Origin of the sequence: Pseudoduganella sp. SL102 (assembly GCF_027856995.1) — a bacterium.
Classification (GTDB): Bacteria; Pseudomonadota; Gammaproteobacteria; order Burkholderiales; family Burkholderiaceae_D; genus Rugamonas; species Rugamonas albidiflava.
Genome location: NZ_CP115554.1, coordinates 1,123,525 through 1,146,236 on the forward strand (window position 1 = coordinate 1,123,525; position 22,712 = coordinate 1,146,236).

At 64.7% G+C, this 22,712-nt stretch carries 16 protein-coding genes; 9 read left to right on the top strand and 7 right to left on the bottom strand.

Annotation, left to right across the window (positions count from 1 at the left end; translation table 11 throughout):
• Positions 1 to 69 precede the first annotated feature (69 nt).
• Both OU994_RS04805 and OU994_RS04810 read right to left on the bottom strand, forming a co-directional pair.
• Positions 70 to 1,569 (bottom strand): response regulator, encoded by a 1,500-nt coding sequence (locus tag OU994_RS04805; protein WP_281609837.1) that lies wholly within the window; start codon positions 1,567 to 1,569, stop codon positions 70 to 72.
• Positions 1,570 to 1,681: 112 nt separating this feature from the next.
• Positions 1,682 to 2,578, bottom strand: coding sequence for a DNA-formamidopyrimidine glycosylase family protein (locus OU994_RS04810; protein ID WP_307731793.1), 897 nt, complete (start codon positions 2,576 to 2,578; stop codon positions 1,682 to 1,684).
• A 373-nt stretch (positions 2,579 to 2,951) separates the two neighbouring features.
• Between OU994_RS04810 and OU994_RS04815 the strand changes: the two genes are divergently transcribed.
• Entirely contained in the window at positions 2,952 to 3,446 is a 495-nt protein-coding gene (locus OU994_RS04815) for a DUF3016 domain-containing protein (RefSeq protein ID WP_281609838.1), read from the top strand.
• A 124-nt stretch (positions 3,447 to 3,570) separates the two neighbouring features.
• On the opposite strand, the gene OU994_RS04820 is transcribed toward OU994_RS04815, so the two are convergent.
• Both OU994_RS04820 and OU994_RS04825 read right to left on the bottom strand, forming a co-directional pair.
• Positions 3,571 to 4,014 carry a thioesterase family protein gene (locus OU994_RS04820; RefSeq protein WP_131147903.1) on the bottom strand — a complete coding sequence of 148 codons (444 nt, stop codon included), beginning with the start codon at positions 4,012 to 4,014 and terminating at the stop codon, positions 3,571 to 3,573.
• A 67-nt stretch (positions 4,015 to 4,081) separates the two neighbouring features.
• Positions 4,082 to 4,777: a dienelactone hydrolase family protein gene (locus OU994_RS04825; protein WP_281609839.1), complete on the bottom strand. Its 696-nt coding sequence runs from the start codon at positions 4,775 to 4,777 to the stop codon at positions 4,082 to 4,084.
• Positions 4,778 to 4,997: 220 nt separating this feature from the next.
• On the opposite strand from OU994_RS04825, the gene OU994_RS04830 reads away from it, so the two are divergent.
• The gene (locus OU994_RS04830) at positions 4,998 to 7,874 is read left to right on the top strand and encodes an EAL domain-containing protein (protein WP_281609840.1); all 2,877 of its coding nucleotides are present in this window, start codon (positions 4,998 to 5,000) and stop codon (positions 7,872 to 7,874) included.
• A 166-nt stretch (positions 7,875 to 8,040) separates the two neighbouring features.
• On the opposite strand, the gene OU994_RS04835 is transcribed toward OU994_RS04830, so the two are convergent.
• On the bottom strand, positions 8,041 to 9,177 hold the full coding sequence (locus tag OU994_RS04835; protein WP_281608087.1) for an IS481 family transposase: 1,137 nt from the start codon (positions 9,175 to 9,177) through the stop codon (positions 8,041 to 8,043).
• A 196-nt stretch (positions 9,178 to 9,373) separates the two neighbouring features.
• Positions 9,374 to 10,387 carry an alpha/beta fold hydrolase gene (locus OU994_RS04840; RefSeq protein ID WP_131147900.1) on the bottom strand — a complete coding sequence of 338 codons (1,014 nt, stop codon included), beginning with the start codon at positions 10,385 to 10,387 and terminating at the stop codon, positions 9,374 to 9,376.
• Between the two features lie 227 nt (positions 10,388 to 10,614).
• On the opposite strand from OU994_RS04840, the gene OU994_RS04845 reads away from it, so the two are divergent.
• The 7 genes from OU994_RS04845 (at position 10,615) to OU994_RS04875 (ending at position 21,269) form a co-directional block, all read left to right on the top strand.
• A complete protein-coding gene (locus OU994_RS04845) occupies positions 10,615 to 12,846 on the top strand; it encodes a DEAD/DEAH box helicase (protein ID WP_281609841.1) in 2,232 nt (743 codons plus the stop codon).
• A gap of 192 nt (positions 12,847 to 13,038) precedes the next feature.
• The gene (locus OU994_RS04850; protein WP_281609842.1) at positions 13,039 to 14,847 is read left to right on the top strand and encodes a hypothetical protein; all 1,809 of its coding nucleotides are present in this window, start codon (positions 13,039 to 13,041) and stop codon (positions 14,845 to 14,847) included.
• A gap of 325 nt (positions 14,848 to 15,172) precedes the next feature.
• Positions 15,173 to 16,762 carry a flavin monoamine oxidase family protein gene (locus OU994_RS04855; RefSeq protein ID WP_281609843.1) on the top strand — a complete coding sequence of 530 codons (1,590 nt, stop codon included), beginning with the start codon at positions 15,173 to 15,175 and terminating at the stop codon, positions 16,760 to 16,762.
• 14 nt (positions 16,763 to 16,776) lie between these two features.
• Positions 16,777 to 17,154, top strand: a complete 378-nt coding sequence (locus tag OU994_RS04860; RefSeq protein ID WP_281609844.1) for a cytochrome c — start codon at positions 16,777 to 16,779, stop codon at positions 17,152 to 17,154.
• Between the two features lie 12 nt (positions 17,155 to 17,166).
• Positions 17,167 to 17,661 (top strand): RidA family protein, encoded by a 495-nt coding sequence (locus OU994_RS04865; RefSeq protein WP_281609845.1) that lies wholly within the window; start codon positions 17,167 to 17,169, stop codon positions 17,659 to 17,661.
• 203 nt (positions 17,662 to 17,864) lie between these two features.
• Positions 17,865 to 20,336 (top strand): TonB-dependent siderophore receptor, encoded by a 2,472-nt coding sequence (locus OU994_RS04870; RefSeq protein WP_281609846.1) that lies wholly within the window; start codon positions 17,865 to 17,867, stop codon positions 20,334 to 20,336.
• Between the two features lie 105 nt (positions 20,337 to 20,441).
• Positions 20,442 to 21,269, top strand: coding sequence for a S9 family peptidase (locus OU994_RS04875; RefSeq protein ID WP_281609847.1), 828 nt, complete (start codon positions 20,442 to 20,444; stop codon positions 21,267 to 21,269).
• Between the two features lie 3 nt (positions 21,270 to 21,272).
• Here OU994_RS04875 and tssK read toward each other — a convergent pair whose 3' ends face one another.
• Positions 21,273 to 22,640, bottom strand: a complete 1,368-nt coding sequence (gene tssK, locus OU994_RS04880) for a type VI secretion system baseplate subunit TssK (protein WP_307731794.1) — start codon at positions 22,638 to 22,640, stop codon at positions 21,273 to 21,275.
• Positions 22,641 to 22,712: the final 72 nt, after the last annotated feature.

Sequence of the window (22,712 nt, forward strand, 5' to 3'; positions counted from 1 at the left end):
CAGCCGTCGTCGGAAATGGTGTCACCCAGCGGTTCCAGGAGGCAGCCCTTCCCGGAAGCGCAGCCGTCGTCAGTCCGGCAGCCGCTCCGTGATCGCCAGCGCTTCGTCCACGTTCTGGATCAACAGCTCGACGAAGCGCGGGTCCAGGTGCTTGCCGGCGACTTCGCGCAGGTAGTCGATCACGCGGTCGACCGGCCAGGCATCCTTGTACACGCGCTTGTGCATCAGGGCGTCGAACACGTCGGCCACGGCCACGATGCGGGCATACAGGTGGATGTCTTCGCCCTTCAAGCCCTGCGGGTAGCCGGTACCGTCGTATTTCTCGTGGTGCTGGTGGGCGATGACGGCGGCCGCCTTCAGGATGGGGCGCTGCGAGCCGTCGAGGATCGAGGCGCCCACGGCCGGGTGCTGCTTCATGATTTCCCACTCTTCCGGGGTGAGCTTGCCGGGTTTCAGCAGCACCGCGTCGGGCGTGGCGATCTTGCCGATATCGTGCATCGGCGCGGCATGCTTCAGCACGGCCGTTTCCTCGTGCGGCAGGCCAGCCGCCGTGGCCAGCAGGTGGCACACCTCGGCCATGCGGCGTACGTGGTTGCCGGCTTCGTTCGAGCGCGATTCGACCACGTCGCCCAGGCGCATGATCAGCTCGGCCTGGGTATCGGTGATTTCCTGGTTCAGCAGGATATTGTCGAAGGCGATCGCCACGTCGCTGCAGAAGATTTCCAGCAGCTTGGTATCGATCTCGGAAATTTCATCCACGCCTTTCAGCACCAGCAGCGACGCCTTGCCGCTGTGGTTCGGGAAGTAGCCGACGTAGGTGTCGCCTTCCAGCCTGGAAATACGGTTGCGTTCGGCTGCTTGCAGCTGGGCGATCAGTTCCGGCGTCAGCAGCGTTTCCTCGCCGATCTGCGCCAGCACTTCGAAATCGCCTTCGCCGGCGATCGCGGTGGCGCCGCGCAGGCGCAGCAGCATGCTGTGCTCCAGCCGCAGGAGCGCGACCACCTGCTGCAGCAGGCCACTGGCGAAATCCTTCAGGTTGCGCTGCTGGAAGATGTGCGTGGAAGCCGCGATCACCCGCTCCAGCCCTTCCCGGTAGTGCACCTGTTGCTGGCGCGCTTCCTCGACTTTCATGATGTCGCGGTAGGCGCGCAGCGCGGCGAACGTGGTCGTGAACAGCTTGGTGCGGTCCAGCTCGGTCTTTTCCTTGTAGTCGTTGATGTCGTAGTCGACAATCACGCGTTCTTCCGGCGCCTGGCCCGGCTGGCCGGTGCGCAGCACGATGCGGGTGAACTGGTTGTCCAGGTCTTGCCGCATCCAGCGCGCCACTTCCAGGCCGCTGTCTTCGCGTTCCATCACCACGTCCAGGAAGACCAGGGCGATGTCCGTTTCGCGGGACAGGATTTCCTTGGCTTCCTGGCCGCTGTAGGCATGCAGGAAGCTCAGGCCGCGGCCATCGAGCCGGAAACGGGCCAGTGTCAGCTTGGTGATGTCATGGATATCGGGCTCGTCGTCGACCAGCAGGATTTTCCAGGGTGGCAGCTTGGGCGATGTTGAAGACAGAAAGGACATGGAGCGCTTCATGATTGGGAACAGGAAACCGGGCATTTTCCAGGCGCGGTCATGCCGATTGTATGCGCCAGTTCCATTATTAACAACAGGAAAGAACTTTTGCGCTACGGCTTTACAACACCGGACCGTACCGTTTCTGGCACCGTTCGCACCAGAAGGTGCGCCGTTTGGTCTTGCCCAGGTGGGCCTTGTGCAATGCAATATTGCAGCGCGCGCAAATCCGCTTGGTGTGGGCGAGCCAGTGCTGTTTCAGCACGAACGCCTTCTTCCACTCGAGGAATTCGAAGCTGTATTGCCGGGCATGCTTCACGAGTTCGCGCAGCTTTGCGGCAGGCAGCGCGCCCACCGTCGAGGCCGGATGAATCTTCAGGCGGAACAGCACTTCATTCTTGATGATGTTGCCGACGCCGGAGAAGATCTCCTGGTCGAGCAGCGCATCGCACACCAGCATGTCGGGCTTCGCCCGCAGTTTCTTCAGCGCGGCCGCCGGTTTCCAGGCATCCGCCATCACATCGGCCTGCCATTCGTACGCCGCGTCGAGGTCGCCCTCGAGCAGCTTGACCGCGCAAGTGTAGAAGTTCAGCTCGCCGCCTTCCTCGAAGGCCAGGCCCAGGCGCTCCGGGCTGTTCTCCTTGCGCTCGTCGATCCGGTAACTGCCGAACATCAGGAAATGGATGCGGATCGTATACAGCGGCAATTCGATCAGGAAGTGCTTGCCCCAGGTGCGCAGCGACAGGATCGGCTGGCCAGGCAATTCATCGAACGGCACGGCCTTGCTGTTGCCATGCGCCGCCGCGATCGTGCGGCCTTCGAACGGCCGCGCCAGTTCTTTGAGGATGACGAGGGAAGGGCCTTCGGGCATGCTGCGCTCCACCTTGAGTTGAAGAACACAGTCTGGCCCGCCCGGCACAAACCAGCCGTTAGCACACGCACAAAAAGCCGCCGAAAAAACCGGTGACAGGCTCCAATTCTTTTGCAACGTTTCCGGAAAAACGGTGACAGTCACCATTTCATTTGCAATGTTTCCGGAAAAATGGCGACTGTGACCGTTTTTCTGTCACCGGCTTTGAAACATTTCCCGAAACCGGGGTCAGCCCCGATTTTGGGAAACAGAAATCCCGGCAACAAAAAAAACCGCACCCGGCGTGAGCCGGGTGCGGCGAAGGATAGCGCCGTGAGCACGACGCATCAGGACTCCGTTTTGCGGGCTTGCCGCCCGCGGGCCTCTGTCTAGAGACATTTCCGGACGGCCACCGTCCGGCAAGATGGGAGCATGGTAGTTGCGATCTGTTACATCATCGTGACAGCGGAAACGATCCTTTCACGTGTTCGGCGTATATTCAAAGGCTGATCACAGGACAAAACCGAGGAAAGGAAACATCATGCGACTGCAACCACGCTCCTGGCTGGCCGCGGCGCTGCTGGCGGCGGCAGGTGCCGCAAGCGCCGGCGTCACCGTCGACTACGTCAAGCCGGATGAATTCATCGACATGCCCCATTCGCTGCACGACCGCGACCGGGTGCTGAAGGAAGTGACGCGGCATTTCAATGACCTGGCCAAGGACTTGCCGGCCGGGCAAAACCTGAAAGTGACCGTGACCGACATCGACCTGGCGGGCCGCGAAGAGCCCCGCCGCTGGGCGACCAACGATATCCGCATCATGCGTGGCGGTGCCGACTGGCCCACCATGAAGCTCAGCTATACGCTGGAGCAGGATGGCCAGGTCCTGCGCAGCGGCGAGGACACATTGAAGAACATGATGTACCAGCAGCGTATCAACCGGTACACCTCCGGCGATCCGCTGCGCTATGAAAAGCAGATGGTGGACGACTGGTTCCAGAAGACGATCCTGGGCAGCCAGGTGAGCCGGAAGTAAGCGCCTGAAACGCGGCGTGAAGAAAACGAACTGGTGAGCTGAAGCGGAAGAGGCTGATACCTCATCTCCCGCGCGCAGCTCTCGCCGGGCAGCCGATGCAGCCGCCCGGCCAGCCGAACGCACCTCAATCGACCCAGTTCACCCGCGGGAATTTCGCGCGGAAATCATCCGGCATCGGCACCACTTCCTTCAACCGGTAGTTGAAGAACACAAAGCCGTACTTGGCCATCGCCACCAGCGTGCCATCGGCCGGGCGGGTGATGCGGAAGATGATGTCGCCGCCGTACTTGTTGAAGTCCATCACGCCCACTTCGAACAGCAGCTGGTCGCGCGCATGGGCTTCGGCGCGGTAGGTGGTGGCCAGGTCGGTCACGATGATCCCGCTGCCATCGCTTTCCGTCTCCCGTACCCCGTACTCGTAGAGGAACCGTGCGCGCGCCTCGGAAATCATCGAGATCATCGAGTCGTTGGACAGGTGGTTGCCGTGGTTGATGTCGGTGACGCGTACCGACATCTGTGTTGAAAAAACGAACTGGTCTTCGGGGAATGCGAGCTTGAGTCTGGCCATGGCTGGAGCGGCGCCCGCGCGGGGCGCCGGGGATTAAAAATCCATTGTAGCGCGCCCGTGCGCGGGCTTACAGGTTCTCGGAAAGGAACAGCAGCGTGTTGCCGCGTGCCTCGACGGACGAGCGCTGGTGATAGCTGCCCCGGTGCGAGCAATTGAAACCGTGTTCCGCTTCCGGGTAGACATGGATTTCCACGTTGTCGCGGTCGCCGAAGCGTTCGGCGATGCTTTTCACGGCATCGGCGGGGATATGGCTGTCCTTGCCGCCGAAGTGCATCAGGAGCGGCACCGTCACGCTGCCGGCCTTGTCCAGCTGGTTCTGGATGCCGCCGCCGTAGTAGGCTACCGCCGCATCGACGTTGCCGGCGGCCGCGGTCAGGTAGGACAGCAAGCCTCCGAAGCAATAGCCGATCGATGCGATTTTCTCGCCGCCGACGATGCCCCGCAGCGCGCGGATCGTGGCGGCCACGTCGGCCACCGCCTGTTGCGTGTCCGTCGCGCCTTTCAATGCCACGGCCTTCTTCCAGTCCGTTTCGTCGTACGTGAGTTCGATGTGGGGGCCCTGGCGCCAGAACAGGTCCGGGGCCAGCACCACGTAGCCGTCCGCCGCGTACTGCTCGGCCACGCTGCGGATATGCGCATTGACGCCGAAGATTTCCTGGATCAGCACGATGCCCGGGCCCTTGCCGCCGCGCGGCAACGCCTGGTAAGCCTGGAACGTGCCGTCGTCACCCTGTATGTCGATCCATCTCGTATCGGTGTCCAATATCTTCTCCCGTATAAGGTTCTACTGCGGTTAACGGCCAGCCGCGGACGGCTGCATGTCATCTGGCTGGTTACATAAGGCTGGCTAGTTACATAAGGCTGGCTATTACATAAGGCTAATAAGTATAAGCCGGCAACATTTTGCCTGGCGCGCTACAGCAGGGCGGGGACTTGGCTGGCAACCATGCTACCCTGACGACCCGTCCAACCTGATTTGCAAGGTGGCCCGAATTCGTGACAGGACTGTTCTTGCGCGGGCCAAGAATGCACGGCAACATGCGCCGGCACTGCTGGCGTTGCTGTGTGGACTCGGCCTGACGGCCTTGCTGTTTGCCGGCATTTGCCGCCTGGAGCAGGACCGCATCGTGCTCACGTTCACGCAACGCGCGCACGTGAGGGTGTTCGCCTTGTCTGAAGGCATCAACAACGTCATCGACAGCCTGCGCAGCGTCAACCAGCTGTATGTCAGCCAGCCATCCGTCTCCCGCGAGGAATTCCGCCGCTTTGTCGAACCGCTGACGGTGCGCTATCCGTTCGTGGTGGGGATCAGCTACCTGCGCTTCGTCGACGATGCCGACCGTCCCGCCATGGAAGCGGCGTTGCGCCAGGTGCTGCCCGGCGCCCGGATCACGCAATTGCGCGGCAATATGCTGATGCCGGCCGCGCGGCGGCCCCGCTACCGGGTCATCGAATATGTGGAACCGTTCGCCGCCAATGCCGCCACGCTGGGCCTGGACACGATGTTTTCCGCGGACGAGGCCAACCGCCAGCGCGCATACGACACCGGCCAGCCGGCAGCCAGCAGCCTGACGCCGCTGGCGCAGTTGCCGGAAACGCTGTCCGGCATGGTCGTGTCGCTGCCCGTCTACCGCTTCGCCGCCCGTCTCGGCAGCGTGGTCGCGCGACGGGCCGCGCTGGCGGCGTACACCTCGGTCGCCATCGACCCCGGCGCCATGGTGGAGCACGTGCTGCAGCCATCCGGCTTGCCGCACACGCCGCAGGCGCGCGGCAAGCGGCTGCAGCGCGTCGGACTGCACGTGTATGCCGACGTGCCCGACATTCCCAGGAACCTGGTCTACTACACGCCGCCGCCGGAACTCGACCAGCGCGCCGTGCCGCCGCCCCTGTCCTGGCTGTATCCGCGCCCGCCCGCACCGCTGAAAGTCTCGATCGACGTGGCCGGCCGGCCCTGGCACGTGGTGGCCGAGATGGATGACGCGGTGGGGCTGTCCGACCATCTCGCTTCGCTGTCGGCACTTGTGCTGGGCCTGGTGATGACGCTGCTGGGCGCGGCCTGGGTGCGCACGCTGGCCACGCGCAACCGCACGATCCGCGACCAGGTGGAAGAGCGCACCGCCCAGCTGGCCGAAGCCAACCGCTCGCTGCTGCTGCGCGACCGGGCCATCGAATCGTCGACCAACACGATCATGATCGTCGAAGCGGGCGCCGGCAATCCGATCGTCTACGTCAACCCCGCGTTCGAGCACCAGACCGGCTACACGCGCGACGAAGTGCTGGGCAAGAGCCCGCGCCTGTTGTACCGCGACGACGTGGGCCAGGCCGGCGCGCAGACGATCCGCGCCGCCGTCCGCGAACAGCGCGACGGCCACGCGGTACTGCGCAATTACCGCAAGGACGGCACGCTGTTCTGGGTGGAGACCTATGTGTCGCCGGTGCGGGACGAGCGTGGCGTGGTGACCCATTTCGTGTCGGTCCACTACGACATCACCGCGATGAAGGCCTATGAAACGGAGCTGCACCACCAGTCCACGCACGATGCGCTGACCGGCTTGCCGAACCGGCAGCTGCTGCACGAACGCCTGCACGAAGCGATCAGCCGGGCCATGCAGGATGGCCACGGCCTGTGGGTCGTGTCGCTGGACCTGGACCGCTTCAAGTTCACCAACAGCCGCGTGGGCCACCGGGGCGGCGACCGCCTGCTGCAGATCGTGGCGGACCGCCTGCAGGAAGCGCTGCCGCCGGGCGGCGCGCTGGCCCGGCTGGGCGGCGACGAATTCGCGCTGACGCTGCTGCCCGACCCGGGCGAGCGCCAGCCCCGTAACGAACAGGTGCAGCGGCTGCTGGTCGCGCTGGCTGCGCCGCTGGTACTGGACGACAAGGAGCAGTTCATATCCGGCAGTGCCGGCGTGGCCGTGTGCCCGGACGACGGCACCGACGCCGCCGTACTGATGGAACGCGCCGACATCGCCATGTTCCGCGCCAAGGAAATGGGCGGCAACAATTACCAGTTCTATACCAGCGCGATGCGCGAACGGCTGGGCGAACGGGTGCAGATGGAAACGGCGATGCGCCGCGCCCTCGATCGCCGCGAATTCGTGCTGTACTACCAGCCGCAGGTCGATATCGCCAGCGGCCGCATCGTGGCGATGGAAGCGCTGGTGCGCTGGCAGCATCCGGAAATGGGCATGGTGGCGCCGGCCCGCTTCATCCCGCTGGCCGAGGAAACCGGCATGATCCTGCCATTGGGCGCGTGGGTGCTGGAAAGCGCCTGCCGGCAGCTGGTCGAATGGCAGCGCGAAGGGCGCGATTACCTGCGGGTGGCCGTCAATGTGTCGGCGCGGCAGATGGCGGAGCAGGATTTCGTGCAGAGCGTGGCGCGCGTGCTCGATGAAACAGGGCTCGATCCCGCCTCGCTGGAACTGGAACTGACGGAAAGCGCCGTGATGAACGACGTGGAGCACGCGATCGATGTGATGCGTGATTTGAAGGCGCTGGGCGTGAAGCTGGCCATCGACGATTTCGGCACCGGCTATTCCAGCCTGGCCCACCTGAAGCGTTTCGCGGTGGACGTGCTGAAGATCGACCAGGCCTTCGTGCGCGACCTGACGGTCGATCCGGACGATGCGGCGATCGTCACCACCATCATCGCGCTGGCCGCGAACCTGAACCTGCAGGTGATTTCGGAAGGGGTGGAAACGCTGGACCAGCTGTCGTTCCTGCGCGAGCACGGCTGCTCGCAGATGCAGGGCTACTACTTCAGCCGGCCGGTACCGGCCACCGCCATCGCCACCGTGCTGGAAGAGAACGAGGCGCAGGTGGTGGCCGGCAATGGCGCGCCGCTGGGCGTGGGCACGTGAATTTGGTTGAAAAAAAGAGGTGCCGCTTACTTCAGGCGCCTAGCCAGCCAGTAATGTCTGCAACTACCCCAAGAACGAACTGCTGGGGTCAGACCCGACGGGTGTATGGTCGGGGGACATAGGTAACACATGTCGGGAGACATGGGTTACACATCATGGACCTATGTTACGACGGATTCTGGAGGTCTATCTCCCGAACTTTATGTTTGCAGAAGAAGACCTCCAGTAGACCGTCGGTGCAAGTTGGACGGATCGCCACAGATTCAGCATGCAGGCCTTCGCCGACGAAGTAGCGGTGATGGCCGTAGGAGAGGTAGCCGTTCTTGTCGACCTTCCTGATCTGGTCATCGGGGAGGTATTCGACAGGTGGCAGGACCGATGGAAAGGACCTGCCGCTACACCGGTACCTGCTAATCGGTGGCTGCTGATTGAGCGATTGGTGAGGTCGTACAGCGTTATAGATCTCGCGCCAAGCATCGAACGCGCTCTGACACTGAGCAAGCGAGCCGTAGCCTCTTCGCCCTATTACCTCAAGTTTCAAGGTTCGATGGAAACGCTCATCCTTACCTTGAGTCTGCGGATGGTTTGGCCTGCTGTGGCCCACAGCAATACCCAGCCGTGCCAGCCATACCTCAAGCTTTGTCAGTCCGATGAGACCTGTGCTGCCCCATGGCGGGCCGTTGTCGGCGGTGAAGCGAGCAGGCATTCCGTAACGCTCAAATGTCGACTGCAATGCCGTGCGCACAGTGGCGTAGCGTTCGTTACCGCAAGCAGCGATACATAGGCTAAATCGCGAGTGGTCATCTAAAATTGTCAGCGGATGACACCGACCCGCAGCTGTGTCTGTCAGTGCAAAGTGTCCTTTGAAGTCCATCTGCCAAAGGTCATTGGGCAACTCATGCTCAAAGCGCTTGAACACGACGCTCTGACTAATCGGCACGCCAAGAACCTGGCACTCATGGCGCTGCAAGATCGCATGAACGGTGCTGTGATGGGGCCGCTTGACCGTATCCGGCAGTAGCGCGCAAAGCTTGCGAGCTCCCCAGTACGGGTACTCAAAATGCAACGCCAGAACTTGCATCTCAAGCTCACCGTCAGCGGTGCAGGGCGAACAATGCGGCTGCCGTGAGCGATCCTGCAGGCCCCCTTCGCCTTCAGCATGATAACGCTCCAACCACTTGTAAGCAGTCTTGCGGCTGATGCCAAATCGGCGGCAAAGCTCAGCGATGTTTGCCGAAGCGCTCAGTACGAGCAGCACGAATTCCAGTCGGGATGACATAGAGGTGGACTCCTTCCAAGGCATTGCACGCTCCCGTTAATGGATGTGCAATGATCATAAAAGGTGTTACCTATGTCTCCCGACAGATGTTACCCATGTGTCCCGACAAAACACCCGACGGGTCTGACCCCGGATCCTGCACTTGGGGTTCGCTTAACTAGGTGGCATTTGTGTCTGACACCGGTTTGCATCGGCCTGCGGCCAGTGGCCCGCTTCGGGTTTACTGCCCCAGCGCCCCCAGCAGCGCCTTGTGGAACCCGGCCGGATCCTCGATCTGCGGCGCATGCCCCATGCCCGGGAACTCGATCAGCTTCGCATTCGGGATGCGCTTGACGGTTTCCTTGCCCAGCACTTTATAGTTGCCGATCTTCGCCTTTACTTCCGGCGGCGCGATGTCGCTGCCGATCGCGGTGGTGTCGCCGTCGCCGTTCATCAGGATGACGGGCACCTTCAGTTGCGGGAACTCGTGCACCACCGGCTGGGTGTAGATCATGTCGTAGATCAACGCCGAGTTCCACGCCACCAGGCGCTGGCCGGAGCCGGCATTCAGCCCGGCCAGCATGTCCACCCACTTTTCATATTCGGGCTTCCAGCGGCCCATGTAGTACGTGTTCTTCTCGTAGGTGCGCACGCCCTCGGCGGTCAGCTTCAGTTCGCGCTCGAACCACTGGTCCACCGTGCGGTATGGCACGCCGAGCTGCTTCCAGTCCTCCAGGCCGATCGGATTCACCATGACCAGGTGCGACACGTTTTGCGGGTACATCAGCGCGAAGCGGGTGGCCAGCATGCCGCCGGTCGAGTGGCCCACCAGCACCACCTTGTCGACATTGGCCTTCTTCAGCAGCTCCATCGTGTTGGCGGCCAGCTGCTGGAAACTGTACTGGTAGTGGGGCGGCTTGGTGGAGGCGCAGAAGCCCACCTGGTCCGGCACCACCACGCGGTAGCCGGCCTGCGACAGCGCGGCGATGGTGCTTTCCCAGGTGGCGCCGCAGAAGTTCTTGCCATGCATGAGCACCGCCGTGCGGCCGTTCGCCTTGCCGGACGGCTTCACGTCCATGTAGGCCATCTGCATCGTCTGGCCCTGGGAATTGAAGCGGAAGTGCTGCACCGGGTAAGGGTAGCGGAAGCCCTGCAGTTCGGGGCCATAGGCGGCGCCCGCGGCGCTGGCGGTACCGGATGCGATGCCGGCGCCAAGTGCCAGCGCCAGGAGGATCGAAGTCGACAGTTTGGGCATGGGTGATTTCCTGCGAAAGGTCTGCGAAAGGTCTGCAAAATAAAGATTGCTCGGAGCCTTGCCCCGTACCTCGGCAGGGGCCGGCAACCGGCCAATATAGCGGAAAAACGGCTGAGCTGACGCCGGTCCGGCGCCTGTCGTGAGACGCCCACTGCGCGGACAGGGTAAACTACGCCCTTTCCTGTCGCATTGGGCGATTCGAACAATAACTTATCGCGAGTGCCGCAATGACTGCCACACCCCTTCTGTTTTCCGACCTGAACCTGTCCGCTCCACTGCTCAAAGTCTTGAGCGACGTAGGCTATGAGGCGCCTTCGCCGATCCAGGCGCAGACGATTCCCCACCTGATGGCCAACCGCGACGTGCTCGGCACGGCGCAAACCGGCACCGGCAAGACCGCCGCGTTCGCGCTGCCGATCCTGTCGCGGCTCGACATCCGCCAGAACACGCCGCAGGCGCTGGTACTGGCACCGACCCGCGAACTGGCGATCCAGGTGGCCGAAGCATTCCAGCGCTATGCCGCCAATATCCCGAATTTCCACGTGCTGCCGATCTACGGCGGGCAAAGCTACGGTCCGCAGCTGTCCGCGCTGCGCCGCGGCGTGCACGTCGTCGTCGGCACGCCGGGGCGCGTGATCGATCACCTGGATAAAGGCTCGCTGGACCTGTCGAAGCTGAAAACGCTGGTGCTCGACGAGGCCGACGAGATGCTGCGCATGGGCTTCATCGACGACGTCGAGCGCATCCTGAAGGAAACGCCGGGGTCGCGCCAGACCGCGCTGTTCTCGGCCACGATGCCTTCGCCGATCCGCCGCATCGCCAACACCTACCTGCGCGACCCGGCCGAAATCACGGTGGCCGCGAAGACCACCACCTCCGAGAACATCACCCAGCGCTACTGGCTGGTGTCCGGCATGCACAAGCTCGACGCGCTGACCCGCATCCTGGAAGCGGAGCCGTTCGACGGCATGATCATCTTCAACCGCACCAAGCTGGGCACCGAGGAACTGGCCGAGCGCCTGTGCGCCCGCGGCTTCTCGGCCGCCGCCATCAACGGCGACATGCAGCAGGCCGCGCGCGAACGCACCATCGGCATGCTCAAGGAAGGCAAGATCGACATCCTCGTCGCAACCGACGTGGCAGCGCGCGGGCTGGACGTGGAACGTATCAGCCATGTCGTCAACTATGACGTGCCGTACGACGCCGAAAGCTACACCCACCGGATCGGCCGCACCGGCCGCGCCGGGCGCAGCGGCGAGGCGATCCTGTTCATCACGCCGCGCGAGCGCACCCTGCTGAAGACGATCGAACGCGCCACGCGCCAGCCGATCAAGCAGATGGAACTGCCCACGCTGCAGGCCGTAAACGACGTGCGCGTCGCGCGCTTCAAGGATCAGATCACGGAAACGCTGGCCGCCGGCGGCCTGGAACAATTCCAGTCGCTGGTCGAGGAATACGAGCGCGAGCACGATGTGCCGGCCAGCGAAATCGCCGCCGCGCTGGCGATGATGGCGCGCGGGAACTCGCCGCTGCTGCTCGACAAGAAGGCCGAGAAGGGCTGGCACGAGGATGGCCGCCCGGCCGCTCCGCAGCGCGAGGAGCGCAGCCCACGCGGTGATCGCGGCGACCGCGGCGACCGCTTCGAGCGGCCCGAACGTGGCGAGCGCCCGGCGTATCCGAAGAAGGAACGCATCGCCCGCGAGCCGGAGCCGGGCATGGCCACGTACCGCATCGAAGTCGGCTATGAGGATGGTGTCAAGCCGGGCAACATCGTGGGCGCGATCGCCAACGAAGGCGGCGTCGACTCCAAGTTCATCGGCCGCATCGAGATCTTCGAGGATTACACGGTGCTCGACATGCCCGCCGACCTGGCACCGGACGTGCTGGATACCCTGACCCAGGTGCGCGTGGCGGGCCGGCCGATGCGCATCCGCCGCGATGGCGAGCCTGCGGCGGCACCGGCCCAGGCTGCCGCCCCGGCAGCGAAACCCGCGCCCAAAGCGAAAGCGGAGCGCGAGGAGCGGCCGGCAGCACCGAAGGCCCCGCGCGAGGAACGGGCAGCCGCGCCGAAAGGCCTGGACGCGGTGGTGGCCGATGCCGTCAGCGAGGACGAAGCCCCGAAGAAAAAGAAACGCGAGCGGGCGCAGGATGGCCTGGCGATGCGCGCCTACCGGATCGAGGTCGGCACGAAGCATGAAGCCACGCCGTCGAACATCGTCGGCGCGATCGCCAATGAAAGCGGTCTGGAGGCGCGCTACATCGGCCGCATCGAGATCTTCGAAGACCACACCGTGCTGGAAATGCCGGACGGGATGCCGGACGAGATCTTCAAGCACCTGGGCAAGGTCTGGGTCGGCGGCCAGCAGCTGAAGATCAGCAAGGCCGATGCGATGCCGCCGCTGTCCGGCAAGCATACCCCGCCGAAAAAGCCGGCCGCCAAGCCAAAAGCGAAGCGCTGAGCCACCGCTTCGGTGCCGCGGCGTGTCCTGTGCACGGCCGCGGTGCCCTGGTTGCACCACAATAAGGCCCGCCGCGGCCGCCGGCAGGCATTTCAGCCCTGAAATGCCTGTGGGCCACCCTCGGGAAGGGCTGGCCCGGTAATTGCATATACATCTGTATTTACTTCTCTTCAGCGGGGAGGACGGATGTTGTTGCATACCTTACTGCGAAACGATTTACTCCAATACGGCACGCCGCGGCGGCGCACGGTCCGCGTCTTGTGGATCGACCCGGCGCGCACGCTGGCCTGGCTGTTCGACATGGACGGCAAAGGCTGCGACGTGGAGCCGGCACGGCTGGCCGACCTGGAAGCCGACCTGGCCTCGGGCCGCGCCCGGCGCCTGGCCGACGACCCATGGCTGGTAGTGGCCGACCAGGAAACCACCAAGCCCAGTCACATCGCACTGCGCGAGCGGGCCTGGACCATCGTCGCGGCACTGACCGCCGACGAACCGGGCATTTACGAATCGCGCCGGCGCGGCCAGATGATCGCCGAGTACACGGCGCGCCATGGCGTGTCGCACCCCACGATCTACCGTTACCTGCGCCGCTACTGGCAGCGCGGGCAGACGCCGAATGCGCTGCTGCCGGATTACTCGAACAGCGGCGCGCGCGGCAAGACACGCTCCTCCACCGCCGGCATCAAGCGCGGGCGCCCGCGCCGCGAAGGCGCGCCGCAGGGCATCAATGTCGACGAGCCGATGCGCCGGGTCTTCCGCGTGGCCGCTGCCACGTACACGGGCCTGCGCTTTTCGCGGCGCGGTGCCTACGAGGCCATGCTGCGCGAGTTCTTCTGCGAACGCCGCGTGATGCCCGAGACGCTGCAGGTGGTGCGGGGTGCCGGCAGCGACGAGGTGCCCAGCTTCGGGCAGTTCAGCTACTGGCTCGACCAGGGCCGCATCCTGCGGCCCGCCCCGCGCCCGCTGCCGCTGGCACCGCATGCGCAGGTGGAAGCCGAAGGACGGCCCGGTGCCGCCTTCCAGATTGCCGCCGTGCGCGCCGACGTGCAGTTGCTGGGTGGTGGCGAACGCCGCCGGCTGGCTGGCCGGCCCGTCATCTATCTGGTCAGCGACATGTTCTCGGGCATGGTCACGGGCTTCCATGTCAGCCTGGAAGCGCCGGCATGGCGCCATGCGCTGATGGCGCTGGCCAACTGCGCAGCCGACAAACCGCGCCAGGCATTGCGCCATGGCCGCGTCATCGCCACGCAGGACTGGCCATGCCGCCACCTGCCTGAGCGGCTGCTGGTGCCCGGTGCGCTGGCCGGCGGCGACGGCGGCCGCGCGCTGCAGGACAATTTCGGCGTGCGCTGCGTGACAGGGATTCCGGCCGAGGTGCCGGCGCGGGCCGCGCTGGAGCGCCGCTTCGCGCTGTTGCGTGCGGACGCGCCGGCCATGGCGCCCGCGCTGTCTTCCGAACTGGGCCCGCTGGACGGCGCACTCGACCTCCAGCAGTTCCGCCGCCTCGTGATCGACGCCATCCTGGAACACAACCTGCAGGGAATAGGTAACGGCAGCGGCAATGGCGTGGGCCCGGCGCCGCTGCAGCTGTGGGACTGGGGCGTGCGCGAACGGGGCGCCGCGCTGAAGCAGTATGCGGAAGACCTGGTGCACTGCGCGCTGCTGCCGCTGCACGATGCGCTGGTGACGGAAGAGGGCATCAGCCTGGGTGGCCAGCTGTACACCTGCGCCAAGGCGGTGGAAGAACGCTGGTTCGAGCGGGCGCGCCAGCGCGGCCGCTGGGTCGTGCGCGTGGCGCATGACGAACATGGCGAATCCACGGGCGACGGCGTCTACCTGCCCGACCCGGCCGCGCCGATGCGCTTCCATCCCTGCCAGCCGGTGCAGCGCGGCATCGCGGCGGCCCAGCCGTTCACCCGCCCGGAAACCCCGATCCGGCGCGCGCCGGCAGCCGGGCAGCACCCCAGCTTCGAACGCATCGTCGCCGGTTTCGTCGGCTGATTTCCTTCACCCTCGTTGTATTTTCAGCGCGCCGCCCGGCGCGCTTTTTTTTCGTGCGCCGCACTGGTGCACCGCGCAATGCCGCAGCGACTTTGATGCCGCACCCTCCGCCAAACAATGTCTGGACGCTGGCAGGGCTGCGATTGACTGCTGCCACCCATGACTGCCGCCGGTGGCGGTCGCCGATGCGTGCGCGCACCGGCCGCCAGGCGCGAAACCACTTCATTCGCCTCGTCAAAAAGAGTGCTTACCAGATAGGCAGTGGCATACCGATTGCTTAGATACCCATGTGCAAGCATGTTCACCTACACAAGAAGGGGCAGCGATGAAACAAGGGTTGATGAAGGCGGCAACGCGGCGCGATTTCCTGTACCGTGCCGCCGCGGTGGGCGGTACCGGGCTGCTGCTCAATGCGATGAATGCCTGGGGCATGGGCATCGCATCGACGATGTCCGGCCCGCCGGCGCTGACCGGCAGCGGCAAGGGCAAATCGGTGGTGATCCTGGGTGCCGGGCTGGCCGGCATGACGGCCGCCTACGAGATGGCCAAGCTGGGCTACCGCGTGCAGGTACTGGAAGCGCGCGGTTTCGCCGGCGGCCGCTGCCAGACCGCGCGCAATGGTTTCGAGCTGACCGAACTGGGTGGCGAAACACAGCGCTGCGCTTTCGAGAAAGGCGAATACATCAACCACGGCCCCTGGCGTATCCCGCTGCACCACCAGTCCACGCTGCATTACACGCGCCTGTTCGAAGTGCCGCTGGAAGTGATGGTCAACGATAACGATCACTCCTTCGTCTACCTGGAAAACGGCGGCCCGCTGTCGAAGCAGCGCCTGCGCCCCGCGCAGATCAAGGCGGACATGCGCGGCCACGTGGCCGAACTGCTGGCCAAGTCGGTGCAGGACCACCAGCTCGACAAGGCGCTCTCCAGCGACGACCAGCGCGCGCTGCTCGACTACCTGAAGCACGAAGGCCACCTGGCGGCGGGCGACCTCAGTTACAAGGGCCGCAGTGGCCGCGGCTTCGCCGTCAATCCGGGCGCCGGCGTGACTCCGGGACCGGGTGCGTTCTCCGACCCGCTGGCCTTCCATGACCTGCTGGCTTCCGGCGTGGGCAAGATCTACAGCGCGGTGCAGGACTACCCGATGCAGAACACGATGTTCCAGCCGGTGGGCGGCATGGACGCGATCGCCAAGGCATTCGAGAAACGCGTGGGCCGCCATATCCGCTACAACGCCGAAGTGCGCAAGATCAGCCACGGCGAGAACAGCGTGACGGTGGCCTTCAAGGATACCAAGTCGGGCAAGGAAAGCGCCGTCACGGCAGATTTCTGCCTGTGCACGATGCCGCTCTCCACGCTGCGCATGGTCGACACCGATTTCTCGGACGGCTTCAAGACCGCCATCAAGTCGGTGGCCTACGCGCCGGTCGGCAAGATCGGCCTGCAGATGAAGCGCCGCTTCTGGGAAGAGGATGACCACATCTACGGTGGCCACGTACTGACCGACATGAAGGGCATCAACACGATCTCGCTGCCGTCGACCAGCTGGCAGAAGAAGAAGGGCGTGGTGCTGGGCTACTACAACTACCAGACCGCGGCGATCGAAGTCAGCGGCCTGACCCCCGCCGAGCGGGCCGAGTTCGCGCTGGCCGCCGGCGAAAAGATCTTCCCGGCCTACCGCGATGCGTTCGACAACGCATTCTCGGTGGCCTGGCACCGAGTGCAGTACAACCTGGGCGGCTGGGCCGAGTGGAACGACGAAAGCCGCAAGAACGCCTATCCGGCGCTGCTGGAAGGCGAAGGGCGCGTGCTGCTGGCGGGTGAACACCTGTCGTACCTGACGGGCTGGCAGGCCGGCGCGATCGAATCGGCGTGGCAGCAAATGGCGCGCATCCATGAAAGGGCGATGGCATGAAGGTAACTGCACTCATGGCATTGGTCGGCTTCACGGCCGCCGCGCCGCTGCACGCGAGCGCCGCCGACGGCAAGGCGGTCTACCAGAAGAACTGCGCGGCCTGCCACATGCCCACCGGCCAGGGCATTCCCGGTGCCTTCCCCGCGCTGGCCGGCAACGCGTTCGTGCAGGGGCCGGCGAAGGACCCCGCGACCGTGCTGCTCAAGGGCCGCGGCGGCATGCCCGATTTTTCGCAGAACCTGACCGACGGCGACATCGCCGCCGTGCTGACCTACGCCCGCTCCAGCTGGGGCAACCAGGCGCCAGGCGTTCCCGAAGGGGATGTCGCGGCGCTGCGTACCGAAATTTCGGCCGGGGTGGTCTCGGCCGGACAGATGTCCAACAAACACTGAAAGAGAGGCTTCATGAAACAGCATATCGCCGCCACCCTGCTGATGGCCGCCGCCGTCGTTACCGCTTCGGCCACGGCGCAGGACATCGTCCGCCACAAGATTCCCGGTTCGGACTTCCCGATCGCGCAGGCGGTCACGATTCCGCCGAACGCCACGATCCACTTCATCAGCGGCCAGGTACCGCCGATGATCGACAAGGCCGCCACCCCCGACACGATCGCCGCCTATGGCGACACGAAGACGCAGACCGTGGGCGTGCTGAAGAAGATCGAGGAAATCCTGAAGGGTATGAACCTGACGATGGGCGACGTGGTGAAGATGCAGGTCTTCCTGGTGGGCGACCCGTCGAAGGGCGGCCGTGGCGACGTCAAGGGCTTCATGGAAGGCTACACGCAATTCTTCGGCGGCCCGCAGCCGAACCTGCCGGCCCGCGCGGTGATGACGGTGGCCGGGCTGAACTCCGCCGGCTGGCTGGTCGAGATCGAGGTCGTCGCCGCCAAAAAATAGTCCGGCTTCATGAGCTGACTTCATGAAATGGGTTCATGAGCTGAGGTCATGAGCTGACTACATGAGCTGACTACATGAGCTGACGCTGCAAGGGCCGTCGAGGTCCGGGGAAACTGCCGGCACGCGCGCCGGCAGGAGGACCCTTTACGCCCGTTTTTCGCTGCACCCGTTTTTCCATCTCCAATAAAAGAAAAGGAATCACCATGCACAAGGCCATCATCACCACGGGCGCCGCCGCCATGCTGCTGCATACCGGATTGTCGCTCGCCGCCGAGCCGGGCGGCGCACCGGAGCCCGAACCGCAAGCGGAAAACGTGGCCGGTGCCGCCGGCGCGCCGGTTTCGATGGGCGCCGTGATCGTTACCGGCACCCGGGCCAGCGGATTGAAAGCGGAAAACAGCGCCTCGCCGATCCAGGTGCTGGACGCGGCCTCGCTGCAGCGCACCGGCCAGCCGGACCTGATCCAGGCCATCGCACAGAACATCCCGTCGTTCACCGCCCAGGCCTTCGGCGGCGATACGGCGAACCTCACGCTGTCGGCGCGGCTGCGCGGGCTGTCGCCGAACAACACGCTGGTGCTGATAAACGGCAAGCGCCGCCACGGCACCGCCAACCTGGCCGTTCTGGGCGGCCCGTACCAGGGTGGCGCGGCCGCCGACCTGAACTACATTCCCGTGGCCGCGATCGACCACATCGAGGTGCTGCAGGATGGCGCCGCCGCGCAATACGGCACCGACGCCATCGCCGGCGTGGTCAACATCATCCTGAAGTCGAACAACCAGGGCCTGTCCGGCAACGTGAACGGTGGCGCCTACGTCGACGGCGGCGGCCACACGGGCGACGGCACCGCCAACATCGGCTTCCGGCTGACGGACAAGGGCTTCCTCAGCCTCACGGGCGAATCGCGCTACCACGGCTACAGCGACCGCGGCAACATCGACCCGCGCGTGACGGCCCCGCAGAACATCGCCAGCATGCCGCTGCTGCAGGCACCCGGCTATCCGCACCTGAACAAGATCGCCGGCGATGCGCAGTATCACCTGAATACGCTGGCGCTGAACGCCGGCTACGACATCGACGACGACACCTCGCTGTACGCTTTCGCCACATGGGGCAAGAAGGAAGCGCGCGCCTACGAGAACTACCGCATGCCGAACCGCCTGCCGGAAGTCTATCCGCTCGGCTTCAGCCCGAAGGAGACGATGAAGGAGATCGACTACGCGTTCACGGCCGGCGCGCGCGGCAAGTTCGGCGGCGCATGGAACTGGGAGCTGTCGACCACGTATGGCCGCGACAAGGCGGAAATCGGCGTGGTCGATTCGGCCAATGTGTCGCTGTACCGCGATACCGGCTTCACGCCGACCGTGTTCCATGCCGGGACCTTCATCGCCAGCCAATGGACCAACAACTTCGACATGTCGACCGAAATGGACATGGGCTGGGCGAAACCGTCGACGTTCGCGCTGGGCCTCGAGCACCGCGTGGACGAATATGAAATCCAGGCCGGCGACGAGTTCTCGCGCTACAAGGAAGGCTCGCAGTCGTACCCCGGCTTCTCGCTGACGGACGCCGGCAAGCATGACCGCAACAACAAGGCGGTCTACGCGAACTTCATCATGTTCCCGATCGCCGGCCTGACGGTCGACCTGGCGGCGCGCTATGAACACTTCTCCGACTTCGGCAATGCCAAGGTAGGCAAGCTGACCAGCCGCTACGATTTCACGCCGACCTTCGCGCTGCGCGGCACCTACTCGAACGGCTTCCGCGCGCCCACGCTGGCCGAGTCGTACTACTCCGCCACCAACGTGGGCCCCACCAGCGCATTCGTGCAGCTGGCGCCGAATTCGGCGGGCGCGAAGCTGGTCGGCATCGACGGCCTGAAGCCGGAAGCGTCGACCAACCTGTCGGCCGGCATCGTGCTGAACCCCGCCAACAACGTGTCGGTCACGCTGGATGCCTACCAGATCAAGATCCGCGACCGCATCGTGGGTTCCGGTTCCGTGTACGGCTCGGGCGGCGCGGTGAACTCGCCGGCGGTGGTGGCGGCGATCCTCGCCAACGGCAACATCCTCGATCCGACGGTCAGCGAAACGGGCATCAACATCTTCACCAACGCCGTCAACACCCGTTCGCGCGGACTGGAACTGGTGGCCACGCTGAACAGCAACTACGGCCAGTACGGCCGCGTGGACTGGTCGCTGGCGGCCAACTGGAACCAGGTGCGCGTCACCAAGATCAACCAGGCACCGGCACAGCTGCAGCCGCAAACGCTGCTGGACCGCACGGCGATCTCGAACCTGGAAACCGCGTCGCCGAAAACCCGCGTCAACATCGGTGCGCTGTGGCGCGCCGGTGCCTGGACCGTCAACCTGCGCGAGGCGATCTACGGCAAGTCCCATACGTGGGATTCGCCGAACGGCGGCACGTACTACAAGAACGAGATCGGCACCACGGCGATCACGGATCTTGAAGTGAGCTACAAGCTGAACCCGAACTGGACGCTGTCGGCCGGTGCCAACAACCTGTTCAACCAGTATCCGGACGAGGTAAATGCGGAGCTGATGGCCGTGTACCGCGCGAACCTGGACAACGCGGGCGTGACGAAGTACCCGTCGTTCTCGCCGTTCGGCATCAATGGCGGCTACTACTACGCGCGCGCCAGCTTCAAGTTCTAAGTTCAAGTTCCAAGGGGGCATGAGGGAGCGTAAAGTAGCAGCAGGAAACTGATGCGGCGGGGCAGGGCGCTATACTGCGCACTGCCCCGTTTTCCATTGGCCGCCATGACTTCTCCGATGACCTTGCAGGACTATCTTGCGCTGGCCGGCCCCGCGCCGGACACGCGCATCGCGTACGGCCCCGCGCCGTCGCAATTCGTCGAGCTGTTCCTGCCTGCCGGTGACGGGCCGTTTCCCGTGGCGGTACTGGTGCACGGCGGCTGCTGGACCGTGCAATACGGCGGCATCACGCAGATGCGCGCCATGGCCGGCGCACTGGCCGCGCAGGGCATCGCCGTGTGGAACGTCGAATACCGCCGGCACGACGAGGAGGGCGGCGGCTATCCCGGGATGTACCAGGACATGGGCCGCGCCGTTGACCTGCTGCACGCCCAGCCGGTACTCGACCTGGAACGCATCGTCATCGTCGGCCATTCCGCGGGCGGGCACCTGGCGCAGTGGGCCGCGTCGCGCCACAAGCTGCCTCGATGGAGTCCGGCCTGGGTAGCCGATCCGCTTCCCATTCCCACGGTGATCAGCCTGGGCGGCCTCGCCGACCTGCGCCTGCAGGCATCGCTGATCCACTCCAGCTGCGAGCGCGAGACGGCGCAACTGGCCGGAGTGCCGAGCCGCGAGCGGCCCGACGTTTTCGCCGACACATCGCCGGCGGAGATGCTCCCGGCCGGGATCCGCACGGTGCTGATCCACGGCGAGCTCGATAGTATTTCGCCGCCCTCGGTCGCCGAAGCCTATGCGCACCGCGCCCGCGCCGCCGGCGATCCCGCCGACGTCATCGTGCTGCCGGGCGCCAGCCATTACGACGAGGTGGCGCCCAGCTCCCCATGCTGGCCACTCGTCGAACGCGCCATCCGCGACCCGCTCGGGTTGCGGTAAGCCCTACGGTGCAATGCCGAACAATTCCATCCGCAAGCCCTTCATGCCGCTCGGCGCATAGATCGCCATCGCCTGCGCCTTCAGCATGTTTTCATACAGGCTGCCTTTGGCGGTGAGCGAGAAGTAGTAGGTGTTCGGCCGCACCGGCACTTCGCCGGGCACCTGCGCCATGTGCACCAGTTCCACGCCCGGCAAGGCCGCGCCGATCATGTGCTCAACGTCGTCCGGCGCGCCGATCTTGAAGCGCACCGGCACGGCCGCCACCAGTTCCAGCGCCGGCATGTCCGCACTGACAGCGAGGCACAGCTCCGTGCGCCGCTCCACGCGCGCAGGATCGAGCACGCCGTGGTGGTGCGTGATCCTGACGGGATCCGGCGTCAGCGGCACCGTGAAGTAGCGCGACGAGATCACGGTGTCGATCAGGTCGCGGATCATCGCGTCGAGCCGGAAGAAGCCGGGGCCGGGATCGTCGTGCTGGTACGACGGCAGGTCGGACAGCGCATATTTCGGCGAGAACGTCATCAAGCCGCCGGCCAGCGCGGTCAGCCTGTCGAACACGTATTCCGGATGGTGCTGGCGATAGCGTGCCACATGCGTCAGGGGCGCCGCCGCCGTGCAGATCACGTTGAGCATCCAGAACGACGCGGCATCGCCGCCGTGGACTTCGAAGGCCTGGCGCCCGTTCAGGCGGTGTCGTTCGTACAGCGCCGCGATCTTGGCGTTCAGCTTGGCCAGCAGCGCATCGAGCATGCCGGGCAGGCCGGCCGCCGTGGCCAGCGTGACCGACGGGGGCATGAAGGTGGGATCGAGTTCGAAGCCGCCGGTGGGGGAGCGCTTGATGCGGACGATGGGGAAGGATACATAGCCCGTGCGTGCCATGGATTCCGGCAGCAGGCAGACTCGTTTCTTCAGGTAGGCCACGTCGAGTGCCAGGCCTCCCGAATAAAGGTCGGCAGTGGTCGCGTCCTCGCGTGCATAGCGCGCTTCGTGGGTCATATTGCCACCATGCATGTTCAACATCGGCAGCGCCGCGAAGTATGTGAACGTGGAATGTTCAGCCGGCAGGCTTGACAGATCTACTGCCTGCGGCGGCGTATCCGACACAGGAGCGTCGTAGATCTCGCCGTCGGGAAACAGCAGCGACAGCGCTTCCGTATGGAGCATATTGTTGGCCAGCTTGTCGGTTTCCCAGACTACCCGCCGAACACCCCACAGGCTTGGGTTGATCGTCATGGCCGTCTGCTGCAGGCGCACTTCGTGATAGCGGTCCTGCTGTTGCATCTGCTGGGGGCCTATTGGAAGGCCTCTCGCCCACAGTAATTTCGAAGGAATACTCATGATTCTCCTTTCGCGTGAAGTGAGCCATAGCATGATGTTTCCATGTGGAATTTCATTGATGGCGCGCAACTTGACTGGTGACAGGTCACCGAATAATGGGGTTCC